At 57.4% G+C, this 15,947-nt stretch carries 11 protein-coding genes; 2 read left to right on the top strand and 9 right to left on the bottom strand.

Annotated features, from left to right (window positions below):
- The 4 genes from ABLN87_RS09055 to rpsL form a co-directional block, all read right to left on the bottom strand.
- On the bottom strand, nt 1-111 hold a 111-nt coding region (locus ABLN87_RS09055; protein ID WP_170744588.1), incomplete at its 3' end, for a GTP-binding protein.
- 60 nt (nt 112-171) lie between these two features.
- Nucleotides 172-2,289 carry an elongation factor G gene (gene fusA, locus ABLN87_RS09050; protein ID WP_170455048.1) on the bottom strand — a complete coding sequence of 706 codons (2,118 nt, stop codon included), beginning with the start codon at nt 2,287-2,289 and terminating at the stop codon, nt 172-174.
- A gap of 18 nt (nt 2,290-2,307) precedes the next feature.
- Complete coding sequence (gene rpsG / locus ABLN87_RS09045) at nt 2,308-2,778, bottom strand: 30S ribosomal protein S7 (protein ID WP_039529242.1); 471 nt, start codon at nt 2,776-2,778, stop codon at nt 2,308-2,310.
- A 15-nt stretch (nt 2,779-2,793) separates the two neighbouring features.
- Nucleotides 2,794-3,165 (bottom strand): 30S ribosomal protein S12, encoded by a 372-nt coding sequence (rpsL, locus tag ABLN87_RS09040; RefSeq protein WP_005621086.1) that lies wholly within the window; start codon nt 3,163-3,165, stop codon nt 2,794-2,796.
- A 370-nt stretch (nt 3,166-3,535) separates the two neighbouring features.
- Here rpsL and ABLN87_RS09035 point away from each other — a divergent pair, with 370 nt between their 5' ends.
- Complete coding sequence (locus ABLN87_RS09035) at nt 3,536-4,351, top strand: putative rhamnosyl transferase (RefSeq protein ID WP_353009237.1); 816 nt, start codon at nt 3,536-3,538, stop codon at nt 4,349-4,351.
- 14 nt (nt 4,352-4,365) lie between these two features.
- Nucleotides 4,366-5,172: a putative rhamnosyl transferase gene (locus ABLN87_RS09030; RefSeq protein WP_417750393.1), complete on the top strand. Its 807-nt coding sequence runs from the start codon at nt 4,366-4,368 to the stop codon at nt 5,170-5,172.
- Here the strand turns inward: ABLN87_RS09030 and ABLN87_RS09025 are convergent.
- The 5 genes from ABLN87_RS09025 to rpoB all read right to left on the bottom strand — a co-directional run bounded on the left by ABLN87_RS09025 (nt 5,157) and on the right by rpoB (nt 15,759).
- Entirely contained in the window at nt 5,157-6,026 is an 870-nt protein-coding gene (locus tag ABLN87_RS09025) for a DMT family transporter (RefSeq protein WP_353009231.1), read from the bottom strand. The two genes, ABLN87_RS09030 and ABLN87_RS09025, sit on opposite strands and share 16 nt — an antisense overlap.
- Nucleotides 6,027-6,108: 82 nt before the next feature.
- Nucleotides 6,109-6,564, bottom strand: a complete 456-nt coding sequence (locus ABLN87_RS09020) for a macro domain-containing protein (protein WP_353009229.1) — start codon at nt 6,562-6,564, stop codon at nt 6,109-6,111.
- A complete protein-coding gene (locus ABLN87_RS09015; protein WP_353009227.1) occupies nt 6,545-7,084 on the bottom strand; it encodes an NADAR family protein in 540 nt (179 codons plus the stop codon). Before ABLN87_RS09015 ends, ABLN87_RS09020 begins: the two co-directional genes overlap by 20 nt.
- An 81-nt stretch (nt 7,085-7,165) precedes the next feature.
- Nucleotides 7,166-11,407 (bottom strand): DNA-directed RNA polymerase subunit beta', encoded by a 4,242-nt coding sequence (gene rpoC / locus ABLN87_RS09010; protein ID WP_353009224.1) that lies wholly within the window; start codon nt 11,405-11,407, stop codon nt 7,166-7,168.
- 215 nt (nt 11,408-11,622) lie between these two features.
- On the bottom strand, nt 11,623-15,759 hold the full coding sequence (rpoB, locus tag ABLN87_RS09005) for a DNA-directed RNA polymerase subunit beta (RefSeq protein ID WP_353009222.1): 4,137 nt from the start codon (nt 15,757-15,759) through the stop codon (nt 11,623-11,625).
- Between the last annotated feature and the right edge of the window lie 188 nt (nt 15,760-15,947).

The following is a 15,947-nucleotide window of genomic DNA, read 5'->3' as shown; positions in this document are numbered from 1 at the left end:
ACCGAAATACTTGGTGATTGCTGCGGTCAGCGTGGTTTTACCGTGGTCAACGTGCCCAATCGTGCCGATGTTGACGTGCGGTTTTGTACGCTCAAACTTTTCCTTTGCCATGATGGCCTCCTTTTTCGGTAATGAAGGGAGCCCGTGAACCGGACCCCCTCAAATCTTCGCTTATGCGTATTTCGCCTGGATCTCGTCCGAGATGTTCTGCGGAACCGGATCGTAGTGGTCGAACTGCATGGTGAACTGGGCACGGCCCGACGACATCGAACGCAGAGTGTTGATGTACCCGAACATGTTCGCCAGCGGAACGAACGCGTCGATCGCGATCGCGTTGCCGCGCGGTTCCTGACCAGACACCTGGCCACGACGCGAGGTGAGGTCGCCGATGATACCGCCGGTGTATTCTTCCGGGGTGATCACTTCGACCTTCATGATCGGTTCCAGCAGTTTCGCGCCAGCTTTGCGCATGCCTTCACGCATACACATACGAGCCGCGATTTCGAACGCCAGAACGCTCGAGTCAACGTCGTGGAACTTACCGTCCAGCAGGGCAACCTTGAAGTCGATCACGGGGAAGCCAGCCAGCGGGCCGCTGTCCATGACCGAGTTGATGCCTTTTTCAACACCCGGGATGTATTCCTTCGGAACGGCACCACCAACGATGCGGGACTCAAACGAATAGCCTTCGCCCGGCTCGGTCGGCTGGATTTCCAGCTTAACTTCACCGAACTGACCCGAACCACCCGACTGTTTCTTGTGGGTGTAGGTGTGCTCGACCGGCATCGAGATGGTTTCGCGATAGGCCACCTGCGGTGCACCAATGTTCGCTTCGACTTTGAACTCGCGCTTCAGACGGTCCACCAGGATGTCCAGGTGAAGTTCGCCCATGCCCTTCATGATGGTCTGACCCGATTCCAGGTCAGTTTCCACACGGAAGGACGGGTCTTCGGCGGCCAGACGGGCCAGACCCTGGGACATTTTCTCCTGGTCGCCCTTGGTTTTGGGCTCAACCGCGATCTCGATCACCGGATCGGGGAAGGTCATGGTTTCCAGAACCACCGGATCCTTCGCGTCACACAGGGTGTCACCGGTGGTGGTGTCTTTCAGACCCGCCAGCGCGATGATGTCGCCTGCAAACGCTTCTTCGATCTCTTCCCGGTTGTTCGAGTGCATCATCATCATACGACCGATGCGCTCTTTCTTACCTTTGGTCGAGTTCAGGATCGAGTCACCCTTGTTCATGGTGCCCGAGTAGATCCGGGTGAAGGTCAGCGAGCCAACGAAGGGGTCGTTCATGATTTTGAACGCCAGACCCGAGAAGGCCATTTCGTCGTCTGCACGACGGGCGATATCACGAACTTCTTCCTCGTCGCCGGGTTTGAAGCCCATGTAATCAACAACGTCCAGCGGGCTGGGCAGATAGTCGATCACAGCATTCAGCAGCGGCTGAACGCCTTTGTTCTTGAACGCCGAACCACCCAGAACGGGAACGAACGCGATGTCCAGAGTGCCCTTGCGCAGCAGGGCGCGCAGGGTCGGAACGTCGGGCTCATTGCCTTCCAGGTATTCCATCATCGCGTCGTCGTCCATTTCGACGGCCGCTTCGATCATCTTGCCACGCCATTCGTCAGCCATATCTTTCAGGCTGTCGCGGATCGGCGCTTTGATCCAGCTTGCGCCCAGATCTTCGCCCTGCCACAGCCACTCTTCCATGGTGACCAGGTCGATCAGACCTTCCAGCTCGGATTCGGCGCCAATCGGAATACCAACCGGAACAGCACGTGCGCCGGTGCGGTCTTCGATCATGCGAACGCAGTTGAAGAAGTCTGCGCCGATCTTGTCCATCTTGTTGACGAAAACCATACGCGGAACCTTGTAGCGGTCAGCCTGACGCCACACGGTTTCGGTCTGGGGTTCAACACCGGCGTTTGCGTCCAGAACGCAGACGGCACCGTCGAGAACCGCCAGCGAGCGTTCAACTTCAATGGTGAAGTCAACGTGGCCGGGGGTGTCGATGATGTTCAGGCGGTGCTTGGGGGTATCGGCGGTCTGACCGTCCTCGGTGCGCTCCCAGAAAGTGGTGGTCGCAGCCGAAGTGATGGTGATGCCGCGTTCCTGCTCCTGCTCCATCCAGTCCATGGTGGCTGCACCATCGTGCACCTCACCGATGTTGTGGGATTTACCAGTGTAATACAGGATACGCTCCGAGCAGGTGGTCTTACCTGCATCGATGTGCGCCATGATACCGAAGTTACGGTATAGTTCGAGCGGATATTCGCGTGCCATTTTTGATAAGCCTCTGAATTACCAACGGTAGTGGCTGAAGGCTTTGTTCGCCTCGGCCATCTTGTGGGTGTCTTCGCGCTTCTTCACGGCGGTACCGCGGGACTGTACAGCGTCCAGCAGCTCACCGGCGAGGCGTTCTTCCATGGTGTTTTCGTTGCGGCCGCGCGCAGCAGTGATCAGCCAACGGATGGCTAGTGCTTCGCGGCGCTCGGGGCGCACTTCGACCGGAACCTGATAGGTTGCACCACCAACCCGGCGCGAGCGAACCTCGACCGACGGTTTGATGTTGTCGAGCGCTTCGTGGAACACTTCGACAGGTGCGCGCTTGATCTTGTTCTCAACGCGGTCAAAGGCGTTGTAAACGATGCGCTCTGCAACCGACTTCTTGCCGTCGATCATCAGGTTGTTCATGAATTTTGTCAGAACCTTGTCGCCAAATTTGGCGTCAGGCAGGACTTCGCGTTTTTCGGCGGCGTGACGACGTGACATATCAGCCTCTCCTTCTTACTTGGGACGCTTCGCGCCGTATTTCGAACGACGCTGCTTACGGTCTTTGACGCCCTGAGTATCCAGAACACCGCGCAGGATGTGGTAACGCACACCGGGAAGGTCTTTTACACGGCCGCCACGGATCAGCACAACCGAGTGTTCCTGCAGGTTGTGGCTTTCACCGGGGATGTACGAGATGACCTCGAACCCGTTGGTCAGGCGCACCTTGGCAACCTTACGCATAGCCGAGTTCGGCTTCTTCGGTGTGGTGGTATACACACGTGTGCAGACGCCGCGTTTCTGCGGGCACTGCTCCAGGTGCATGGACTTCGAGCGTTTTACTTTGGGCTGCCGCGGCTTGCGGATCAGCTGTTGAATAGTTGGCATTCCGGTTTCTTCCCCGTTTTGCAACACACATGACATGCACGCGCATTGCGTGCGGTTAAACTTGCTGCACTTATGCGTCCACAAGCGCAAAACCCGCGAGCGTTCCCATTCCGAGGTGAACGTCGCGGTTTGTTATCAGAGGACGCGAACGGCAAAATTGTCCGGGTCTTGACCAGTTCATTACTGAAATCGGTTATGGGGCGGCCCCCGGTACCGAGATGTCGCGCGTATTAAGGGGAGTCGGGCCAAGTGTCAACAGCCCGGCATTCAGAGCGTGATCCGCCCCCGGTTCGCGCGCTAGTGTCTTTCGGTTGCCGCGGGTCTAAAGCAACGCCATAGTGGCCGGAAGAGCGAAAAGAACAGGTTCTCAATGCAAGTCATCGGACTGTGCCGTTTCTCGTTTCCGGCTTTGGGCAGCTTTCAGATCGAACATGGAACGATCGACGAGCGGCGGCATCATCTGTACAACCCCGACCGGTTAGAAGAACGGTTCCGCCTGTTCGAATCCTCAACCCTGCCGTGTTTCCGCGAACAGACGGATGAGGATTTTGAGCTTTTGGTCGTGACAGGCGACTGTCTTCCCAAACAGGCGCGCGATCGGCTGCATGATCTGACGGCGGATGTGAAACAGGTTCGGATCGTTTCAAAACCTGCCGACAGCGGGTTGAAGACACGCCAAGTGATGCGCGATGTCCTGAACGAGGCCCGCATCGACGCGGATCAGCCCTGCATTCAGTTCCGGCATGATGATGACGATGCCGTATCCGTTGATCTGGTCGAACGCTTGCGCATCGCCATCCACGAAGGTCGCGGCCTGGTCGAAAGTCATTCAACCGTTGCCGTGGATTTTTGCCACGGGTTTCTGGCCCGCTGTGGTGCAGATGGTATTCAGGCCGCGCGTGTTTTTATCAATCAATTGGGCGTCGGACTTGGTATGTATGTTGCTGGCGGCTGCGACAAAGCCGTAATCAGCTATACCCATAACAAGATCGGGCGGTCGATGCCCGTGATCTCATATGGGGATGCGCCGATGTGGGTGCGGACGCTGCATGAATTTAACGACTCCCCGCATGCCCGCAAGAACAAGGTCGTCCTGCAGCCCCTGACCCCCGAGATGGAAGGTGAGTTTATCGCCCGCTACGCCATTGATCAGGAGGTCGTGCGCAAGGTGCATGGTGCGGCATGACGCGTCTGACCTCCATGCCGGTCATTGGCCTGTGCCGGTTTTCCTACCCCGCCATTGGTGGTTTTCAGGTCCAGCATGAAACAACCGAGGACCGGCGGCGCTACCTCTATGCTCCCGCACGCCTGGAAGAGAGGTTTCGATTGTTCGAAGCCTCGACCCTGCCCTGTTTGCGCAACCAAACGGATCAAGAGTTTCAACTGCTGATCCTGATCGGCGACTGCCTGCCCAAACCCGCCCATGATCGCCTGCGTGACCTAACCGCTGGAATGTCGCAAGTGCGGATCATACAAAAGCCGCCTGCCCGACACCGGCGTTTAATGAAAGAGCTTCTGAACAACGCCCGCACCGACCCGAACCAAGCGTGCCTGCAATTTCGCCATGACGACGATGATGCCGTCTCGGTAGATTTTGTGGAACGTCTGCGCCAAGCCGCTCAGGATTGCGCCGGTCTGATGCAAAGTCATGAGACAGTGGGGATCGACTTCAATTGCGGTTATCTTGCGCGAATGAATGCGGATGGCGTGCAGGCCACAATGGTGCATCGGCCGCTGGTCACTGCTGGCCTGGGTATGTATGTGCGCGGTGGAAGCTCTGCCACCATCATGAGCTATACCCATAACCGGCTGGGTCGCATCATGCCGGTCGTCAGCTATCCGGACGCTCCAATGTGGGTGCGCAGCCTGAACGGGTTCAACGATTCACCTGCTACACGCAACGCGCAGATCGAATTGAAACCTTTGGACCTCGCACACGAAGCAGAGTTTCGCACCCGCTTTGCCATCGACACACAGACCGTGCGGCGCGTTCACACTTCGGGCTGACGCGCACGCGTCCGAAACAGCGTAAATAGGCCCGAGCCAACCACAAGCATCGCACCCATCAAGGTAATCGCATCTGGCCAGTCCCCAAAGACCAGCCAGCCCAACCCAAGCGCCCACAGTAAACCGGTATAGCGAAACGGCGCGACGAAACCGACCTCACCAACACGCATCACCATGACACTGCACAAATAGGCAACCAGAACGAATATTGCAGCCGAAACAACCAATCCGCCCGTGGCGACAGAGACCGGCACCCATCCTTCAAAGATCGATACAATCGCGGCCGTCACCGTGATCGAGAACGAGGTCGCAAGCGTAACGAGCATCGAAGGTACCTCGGCCGACATTCGGCGCGTGATCAGATCGCGCGCCGTGACCGAGAGCACCGCAACCAACGCATAGATCGCGTATAGGTCAAACCCCTCGGGGCCGGGCCGAACGATCAGCAGCATCCCGGCAAACCCCATCGCAATCGCCACCATGCGCCGCCAGCCGATTGCTTCGTGAAAGAACAACGCGGCCCCAAGCGTTACTGACAGGGGCAAGACCTGCAAAACCGCCGTGACATTCGCCAAAGGCATATGTTTCAACGCAGTCAAAAAGAAGAAGGTTGCTGACAGCTCCGCCACACAGCGCAGGGCAATCAACCATCTGTCATGCCGTGGAAATCGTAGATGAAACGCGCCCAGATGCCGGGCCAACAGATAGACAAGCGACGTCGCCAACAATCCACGTAAGGCAATCAACTGAAACAGCGGCAGATCCTGCAAGGCGACCTTCACCAGCGTGTCATTGATGGTAAAGGCCATCATGCTGCCCATCATCAGCAGCGCGCCTTTCAGGTTGGGGGTCATTCGGGCAGAGTCCAAAGGTCAATACTTGCGGCCATTGGCCGGTAAACAAGTCAGGTTGTCAACTGAACCTGCTCACCAGTGTTCAACCTGAGTATTCGACCAGTGTATGGTCCAGCCCGTCCAAAGCCGCCTCGATCCGTGGTGCGATCTGGGCCCAATCCCCCCGCGCAAGACCGGCCCCGATCAACGGATATCCGATTCGGGATTTTAAGAAACGTCTGGCTACGTCCTCGAAACACCCGGATATTGCATCGTAGTCGGCTCGCCTGCCGCGCCCTCGCCAATCAAACTGTGTGTAGGCATTTACAACAACAAAACTAACCGCGCCTCGTGTGATTGTGGCCGTTGAAATCGTGCCGAGCTTCGATCTCTCCCCATAGCTGGTTTGTTTGTCCGCCTCATAAGCTTCAGGAAACCGCTGAGCGATGGTTTTGGCGACACCCGCACCCATCGTGTGAAAACAGTTGCAACCGTGGATTATCACGTCGAAGTGCCCGTCCATCGCAAGATGGATCAAATCACCCTTCACCTTCTTCATCGTCGACCTCTTGTTCCAAGCTCAGCTCTTGACGAACCTGCATCAATATCTTGCCCAGTTTATTCAGACCCCGCCCATCAGGGCCACAGCCCCAATAGGAATCCATCGGTGCATTTTCCACGATCCGAGCATTTTCAGTCGCAAGTAAGACCAGTCTGAGGGTTTCATGAGTCCGAAATTTCACCCGAACCGCGTCCAGCATGATCTGGTCCTTCACCTCCTCCCAATCGTCGCGCAACGGTAGTTTTCGCGTCATCCCCAGCGCCTTGGCATCCTTTGGCTTGCTCGTAAGTCTGATGCGTTCTCGATAGCCGGGGTCTAAGAACTTCTGAGCCTGAAAAAAGTGTTCGACAGTCCGCCACCATTGGCCGTCCACTGCAATACCGAAAGGGGCAAAGTTGGAAAACTCTGCATAATCGTCTGTTTGTGCGTAGAAAAATATTGTCGGGACAGTTGAATTTTCAGTCATGCCACAAGAAACACCCAAGTCACATCGGAAGGCAAGGCATGCTTTTGCCATCGACTATTCAGTCAAATGCATCAGCGACAAAAAAAGGCCCCGCGAAATCGCCGGGCCCTTCCAATTTGTAATCTGCAAGCCTTACTCGCGGCTTTCTGGGGTTTCCACCAGAACGTCCAACTCGTCGCCAACCATGTCGTCGTCGAATGCCGGCGCTGCCAGGGCTGCGGCAGCTTCGGCCTCTTCACGGCGAGCTTCGATCACGACGTTGTCGCGCGATTGCGCAACCTGACGCACGGCCTGAGTTGCGCCACCGGTACCGGCGGGGATCAGGCGACCAACGATGACGTTCTCTTTCAGGCCAACCAGCTTGTCTTTCTTGCCCTGAACCGACGCCTCGGTCAGAACACGAGTGGTTTCCTGGAACGACGCCGCCGAGATAAACGAACGCGTTTGCAGCGAGGCTTTGGTGATCCCCAGAAGGATCGGCTCGCCTTGTGCCGGACGACCACCGCGGGCGATGGTCTTCTCGTTGGCTGCGTCGAACTCCTGCTTGTCGACATGTTCGCCTTTCAGCAGGGTGGTGTCGCCTGAATCCAGGATCTCCCACTTCTGCAGCATTTGGCGCACGATGACCTCGATGTGCTTGTCGTTGATCTTCACGCCCTGCAGACGATAGACGTCCTGCACCTCGTCGATCATGTAATCCGCCAGCGCTTCGACACCCATAATAGACAGGATGTCATGCGGTGCCGGGTTACCGTCCATCAGGTATTCACCCTTCTGGATGAAGTCCCCTTCGGCGACCGGGATGTGCTTGCCCTTGGGTACCATGTACTCGATGGTCTCCATGGACTCGTCAGCCGGTTCGATGCTGATGCGGCGCTTGTTCTTGTAGTCGCGGCCAAAGCGTACGTAACCATCAGCTTCTGCGATGATCGCGTGATCTTTCGGACGACGCGCTTCGAACAGTTCGGCCACACGCGGCAGACCACCGGTGATGTCCTTGGTCTTGGCGCCTTCACGCGGGATACGCGCAACAACGTCACCGGCTTCGACGGTTTGACCGTCTTCGACCGAGAGGATCGCATCCACCGACATCGGATAGTGAACCGGGTTGCCCGCATCATTGCGGACCGGTTCGCCATCTTCGCCGACCAGAATGATCTCGGGCTTGAGGTCGCTGCCTTTGGGGGCCGCGCGCCAGTCGATCACGATCTTCTGTGTCATACCGGTTGCGTCGTCGGTCTCGTCGCGGACAGCAAGGCCCGAAACAAGGTCAACGTATTTCGCGGTACCGGCTTTCTCGGCGATGATCGGCAGGGTGTAGGGATCCCATTCGAACAGCTTGTCGCCACGGGCCACTTTGGTGCCGTCCTTGACAAACAGCTTGGAGCCGTAGCCCAGCTTGAAGCTGGCGCGCTCTTCGCCATGCTCGTCGTTGATCACCAGCTTCATGTTCCGGCCCATGACCAGGCTTTCACCTGCGGCATTGACCAGGATCTGCGGGTTCTCGAACGCAACAACGCCTTCCTGGTTGGCTTCCTGGAACGACTGCTGACCACCTTGCGCAACACCACCGATGTGGAAGGTCCGCATGGTCAGCTGTGTACCAGGTTCACCAATCGACTGCGCGGCGATAATGCCGACAGCTTCACCTGTGTTCACCATGGTACCGCGTGCAAGGTCACGACCGTAGCAGGTTGCACAGACGCCTTCCTCAGACTCACAAGTCAGAGGCGAGCGGATGCGCATCGAGGCAACACCGGCTTCGTCGATGGTGTCCGCCATGCGTTCGTCGATCAGCTGACCTGCGGCCACGATCACCTCATCGGTGCCCGGACGCAGCACATCGTCAGCAGCGACACGGCCTAGCACACGCTCGGCCAGCGAGGCAACAACCTCACCGTCGTTCACGGCAGCTTCGGCAGTGATCGCACGTTCAGTGCCACAGTCGATCTCACGCACGATGCAGTCTTGTGCCACGTCCACCAGACGGCGGGTCAGGTACCCCGAGTTCGCCGTCTTCAGAGCGGTATCCGACAGACCCTTACGGGCACCGTGGGTCGAGTTGAAGTACTCGAGAACGGTCAGACCTTCTTTGAAGTTCGAGATGATCGGCGTCTCGATGATGTCACCGTTCGGCTTGGCCATCAGGCCGCGCATACCGCCCAGCTGTTTCATCTGAGTGACCGAGCCACGCGCACCGGAGTGGGCCATCATGTAGACCGAATTCGGCTCCTGTTCGGAGCCGTCCTCTGCCCGATCCGACGACGAGATCGTGCTCATCATCGCATCAGTGACGCGGTCGTTACACTTCGACCAGGCATCAACAACTTTGTTGTACTTTTCGCCCTGAGTGATCAAGCCGTCCATGTACTGTTGCTCAAAGTCTTTCACCTGACCACGAGTGTCATCGACGATGCCCCACTTGTCGTCCGGAATGACCATGTCGTCCTTACCGAACGAGATGCCCGCCTTGAACGCTTCTTTAAAGCCCATCGACATGATCTGGTCACAGAAGATAACCGACTCTTTCTGACCGCAGTAGCGGTAGACGGTGTCGATCACCTGCTGCACTTCTTTCTTCCGCAGCAAGCGGTTGACCAGCTCGAACGGCGCCTTGTTGTTCATCGGCAGCAACGCACCCAGACGCAAACGGCCCGGAGTGGTTTCATAACGCTTCTGAACTTCGTTGCCTTCGTCGTCGATCTGCGTGATCCGCGCGGTGATTTTCGAGTGCAGATGCACTTCGCCCGAATCCAGCGCGTGCTGAACTTCGTCGATAGACCCGAACACCTTGCCTTCGCCCGGCATGCCTTCGCGTTCCAGGGTCACATAGTAGAGACCCAGGATCATATCCTGCGACGGAACGATGATCGGCGCGCCGTTTGCAGGCGACAGAACGTTGTTCGTCGACATCATCAGAACACGGGCTTCCAACTGGGCCTCAAGGCTGAGGGGCACGTGAACGGCCATCTGGTCACCGTCGAAGTCGGCGTTAAAGGCCGAACAGACCAGCGGGTGCAGCTGGATGGCTTTACCTTCGATCAGAACCGGTTCGAACGCCTGAATGCCCAGACGGTGCAGCGTCGGCGCGCGGTTCAGCATGACAGGATGTTCGCGGATCACCTCATCAAGTATATCCCACACTTCGGGACGCTCTTTCTCGACCAGTTTCTTCGCTTGCTTAACAGTCGAAGACAGACCCTTGGCTTCAAGGCGCGAGTAGATGAACGGCTTGAACAGTTCCAGCGCCATCTTCTTGGGCAGACCACACTGGTGCAGCTTAAGCTCCGGGCCAGTCACAATGACCGAACGGCCCGAGAAGTCGACGCGTTTCCCCAGCAGGTTCTGACGGAAGCGGCCCTGCTTGCCTTTCAGCATGTCCGACAGCGATTTCAGCGGACGCTTGTTGGCGCCGGTGATCACGCGACCACGACGGCCGTTGTCGAACAGAGCGTCAACGGATTCCTGCAGCATCCGCTTTTCGTTACGAACGATGATGTCAGGCGCACGCAGCTCGATCAGACGCTTCAGACGGTTGTTCCGGTTGATGACACGGCGATACAGATCGTTCAGATCCGACGTTGCAAAACGGCCGCCATCCAGCGGTACCAGCGGACGCAGTTCCGGCGGAATGACCGGGATCACAGTCATAACCATCCACTCGGGCCGGTTGCCCGACTCGAGGAAGGATTCAACAACCTTCAGACGCTTGATGATCTTCTTGGGCTTCAGTTCGCCGGTTGCTTCGGCCAGATCAGCGCGCAGCTGCTCGGCTTCGGCTTCCAGATCGATCTGGGCCAGCATCTCGCGGATGGCTTCAGCACCGATATTGGCGGTGAACGCGTCCATGCCATAGGCATCCTGCGCATCCATGTACTCTTCTTCAGTCAGCATCTGGCCGTAGGTCAGGTCGGTCAGACCGGGCTCGATGACGACATAGTTTTCAAAGTACAGAACGCGTTCCAGATCGCGCAGAGTCATGTCCAGCATCAGACCGATGCGAGACGGCAGCGATTTCAGGAACCATATATGCGCAACAGGCGCGGCCAGTTCGATGTGGCCCATACGCTCGCGGCGGACTTTCTGCAGGGTGACTTCCACACCGCATTTCTCGCAGACAACGCCGCGATACTTCATCCGCTTATATTTGCCACACAGACATTCGTAATCTTTGATCGGGCCAAAGATACGCGCGCAGAACAGACCGTCACGCTCAGGCTTGAACGTCCGGTAGTTGATGGTTTCGGGTTTCTTGATCTCGCCATAGGACCAAGACAGGATCCGCTCGGGTGACGCCAGCGAGACCTTGATCTCGTCGAAAACCTTCGGGGGTGTCAGCGGGTTGAACGGGTTGTTGGTGATTTCCTGGTTCATTTAAAGTCCCTTTCTTAGGGGATTTAGAAGAAGATGATATGGACCGATGCCAGGAAGGCGAACCCTCCAAAAAGAAAGAGTATCGGTCTTAGAATCTTGAAAAGGGTTGAGGTGCTGTGCGGGGCGTATTGAATTGACGCTATTATAAGGCAGCCACTCAGGTAAGCTCCTAGGACACCAGTCCATACTGGAAGCTCCCCAACCCAGTTCATTGATTACTCATCGACCTCCGCATCCAGGAGTTCCATATTCAGGCCGAGGCCACGGACTTCTTTAACCAGAACGTTGAACGATTCCGGTACGCCCGCTTCAAAGTTATCCTCGCCCTTGACGATCGACTCATAGACCTTGGTCCGGCCGGCGACGTCATCCGATTTCACGGTGAGCATCTCCTGCAGGGTGTAGGCGGCGCCGTAAGCTTCCAAAGCCCAGACCTCCATCTCACCAAAGCGCTGACCACCGAACTGCGCCTTACCACCCAGCGGCTGCTGGGTCACCAGGCTGTACGGCCCGGTCGAACGCGCGTGGATCTTGTCATCCACCAGGTGGTGCAGTTTCAGCAGGTACTTGATGCCCACGGTCACCGGACGCGCAAATTGCTCACCGGTGCGACCGTCGAACAGAACCGACTGACCGCTTTCCGAGAAGCCCGCACGCACCAGCGCGTCGTTGACGTCAGCCTCTTTGGCACCGTCGAAGACCGGGGTTGCGATCGGAACACCGCGGGTCACGTTGCCCGCAGCCTCGATCAGGCCATCCTCGTCCAGACCGGTGATGCCTTCTTCGTAGACATTCTCGCCATAGGCCAGCTTCATCGCTTCGCGCACCGGGGTCAGATCGCCGGAGCGGCGGTATTCACCCAGAGCCTCGTCGATGTTCAGACCCAGACCGCGTGCGGCCCAACCCATGTGGGTTTCAAGGATCTGACCAACGTTCATACGCGAAGGAACGCCCAGCGGGTTCAGACAGAAGTCAACCGGCGTACCATCAGCCAGGAACGGCATGTCTTCCATCGGAACAACCTTGGAGATCACACCTTTGTTCCCGTGACGACCGGCCATCTTGTCGCCCGGCTGCAGCTTACGCTTCACAGCGATGAAGACTTTGACCATCTTCATCACACCCGGCGGCAGGTCGTCGCCACGGCGGACTTTCTCGACCTTGTCTTCAAAACGGGCGTCCAGAGCACGCTTCTGCACTTCGTATTGCTCGTTAAGAGCTTCTACGATCTGTGCGTCCTGCTCGCCTTCCAGCGCCAGCTGCCACCACTGACCACGGGTCAGGGTTTCCAGCAGCTCCTCGGTGATCACCGACCCTGCCTTGACACCTTTCGGGCCTTTGACGGCGGTTTTACCCAGGATCAGGCCTTGCAGACGCGCATAGATGTTGCGGTCCAGGATCGCCAGCTCATCGTCCCGGTCACGGGCCAGACGTTCGACTTCCTCGCGCTCGATCTGCAGCGCACGTTCATCTTTTTCAACGCCGTGACGGTTGAAGACGCGGACTTCCACGACCGTACCGTAATCACCCGGTTTCACGCGCAGCGAAGTATCGCGCACGTCAGATGCTTTCTCACCAAAGATGGCGCGCAGCAGCTTTTCTTCCGGGGTCATCGGGCTTTCGCCCTTCGGAGTGATCTTGCCGACCAGAATATCGCCCGGCTCAACATCCGCACCGATGTAAACGATGCCCGCCTCGTCGAGGTTACGCAGCGCTTCTTCACCGACGTTCGGAATGTCGCGGGTGATCTCTTCCGGGCCCAGCTTGGTATCACGGGCGGCGACTTCGAATTCCTCGATGTGAACCGAAGTAAAGACGTCATCACGCGCGATACGTTCCGAGATCAGGATCGAGTCTTCGTAGTTGTAACCGTTCCACGGCATGAACGCGACGACCACGTTCTTACCAAGGGCCAGTTCACCCATATCCGTCGACGGACCATCGGCAATGACTTCGCCTTTCTGGACGGTGTCACCCACCTTGATCAGCGGACGCTGGTTTATGCAGGTATTCTGGTTAGACCGCTGGAACTTGCGCAGGCGGTAGATGTCAACGCCAGCGTCGCCCAGTTCCAGATCTTCGGTGGCACGGATAACGATACGCTGGGCATCAACCTGGTCGATGATACCGGCGCGTTTCGCCTGGATTGCAGCACCTGAATCGATCGCAACCTTTTCCTCGATCCCGGTGCCGACCAGCGGTGCCTCGGCCCGCAGCAGCGGAACCGCCTGACGTTGCATGTTCGAGCCCATCAGAGCGCGGTTAGCGTCGTCATTTTCAAGGAACGGGATCAGCGATGCCGCTACTGATACCAGCTGTTTCGGCGACACGTCGATCAGGTCTACATTCTCTCGCGGGGCAAGCGTGTAATCGCCGGCCTGACGGGTCGAAACCAGATCATTGATGAACTTGCCATCGGCGTCCAGCGTCGCGTTCGCCTGCGCCACGGTGTGACGCATTTCCTCGGTCGCGGACATGTAGTGAACCTCATCGGTCACCTCGGCGTCTTTGACGACTCGGTAGGGTGTTTCGATGAAGCCATACTTGTTCACGCGGGCAAAAGTGGCCAGCGAGTTGATCAGACCGATGTTCGGACCTTCCGGCGTTTCAATCGGGCACATCCGGCCATAGTGGGTCGGGTGCACGTCGCGCACCTCAAAGCCCGCACGCTCACGTGTCAGACCACCGGGGCCAAGCGCCGAGAGACGGCGTTTGTGGGTGACTTCCGACAGCGGGTTGGTCTGGTCCATGAACTGCGACAGCTGCGACGAGCCGAAGAATTCACGAACAGCAGCCGCAGCGGGTTTCGCGTTGATCAGGTCCTGCGGCATGACAGTGTCGATCTCGACCGACGACATACGCTCTTTGATCGCGCGCTCCATGCGCAGCAGGCCAACGCGGTACTGGTTTTCCATCAGTTCGCCGACCGAACGGACACGACGGTTGCCGAGGTGGTCGATATCGTCCACGTCGCCTTTGCCGTCACGCAGTTCAACCAGCGCCTTGATGCAGGCCACGATGTCTTCGCGGCGCAGGGTACGCAGGGTGTCCGGCGCGTCCAGAGCCAGACGCATGTTCATCTTCACGCGACCAACGGCGGACAGGTCATAGCGCTCGCTGTCGAAAAACAGCGTGTCGAACAGGGCCGATGCCGCTTCAACGGTGGGCGGCTCACCCGGGCGCATGACGCGGTAGATGTCCATCAGCGCGCTTTCGCGGTTCAGGTTCTTGTCCTGAGCCATGGTGTTGCGCATGTAGGGGCCGACATTGACGTTGTCGATGTCCAGAACCGGGATGTCGGTGATGCCCGCATCCATCAGATCCTTGACGGTGCCACCGATCAGATCGCCGTCTTTGTCATATTCCAGGGTCAACTCATCACCGGCTTCGACATAGATCGCGCCGTTTTCTTCGTTGATGATGTCCTTGGCGACATACTTGCCGACGATGTTGTCGAAAGGCACCAGCAGGTTGGTGACGGTGCCTTCGTCGATCAGCTTCTTGACCGCCCGCGGAGTGACTTTCTTGCCCGCTTCGGCAATCACTTCACCGGATTTGGCGTCAACCAGATCATAGGTCGGACGGGTGCCGCGCACACGCTCGGGGAAGAACGGCGTGATCCAGCCTTTCTTCTTGTCCAGCTTGTACGACACGGTGTTGTAATACGCGTCCATGATCGCTTCCTGATCCAGACCCAATGCGTACAGCAGGGTGGTCACAGGCAGTTTGCGCCGACGGTCGATACGGGCGAACACGATGTCTTTGGCGTCGAATTCAAAGTCCAACCAGCTGCCGCGATACGGGATGATGCGGCAGGCAAACAGCAGCTTGCCCGAGGAATGGGTTTTACCTTTGTCGTGGTCAAAGAACACACCGGGCGAGCGGTGCATTTGGCTGACGATCACACGCTCGGTCCCGTTCACGATGAACGTCCCGTTCGGTGTCATCAGGGGCATGTCACCCATGAACACGTCCTGTTCTTTGATGTCTTTAACCGATTTCGCGCCAGTGTCTTCATCGACATCAAACACGATCAGACGCAGAGTGACTTTCAGCGGTGCGCTGTAGGTCATGTCGCGCTGCATGCACTCTTCGACGTCATATTTGGGTTTTTCCAGATCGTATTTCACGAACTCCAGAACAGAGGTTTCGTTGAAATCCTTAATCGGGAAAACCGACTGGAACACACCCATGATACCTTCGCCGTCTGTGGGCTGTTCAGCATCGCCGGAGCGCAGGAAAAGATCATAAGAAGATTTCTGGACCTCAATGAGGTTTGGCATTTCCAAAACTTCACGGATTTTGCCATAATATTTACGAAGACGTTTCTGGCCAAGGAACGTTTGAGCCATGTCAGATGTCACCTTTCGATGTTCTCAGCGGGCAAAGACACCGTCGGGCCCCGGCATCTTGCACAATCGAGACAACACGTCCGGATCAATTCGTGGCCACCGTCCCGAAGGCGGCCTCCCGATCCGAAAACCGTGTCTTAGAAAACGCCCCCCCACCTTGAGGCCCTTTCTAAGACAGGTTCGGCTGG

Source organism: Ruegeria sp. SCP10, from assembly GCF_040329495.1.
Taxonomy (GTDB): domain Bacteria; phylum Pseudomonadota; class Alphaproteobacteria; order Rhodobacterales; family Rhodobacteraceae; genus Ruegeria.
Note: the sequence above shows the minus strand (reverse complement) of the source record. Positions and strands in the feature narration are given on the sequence as shown.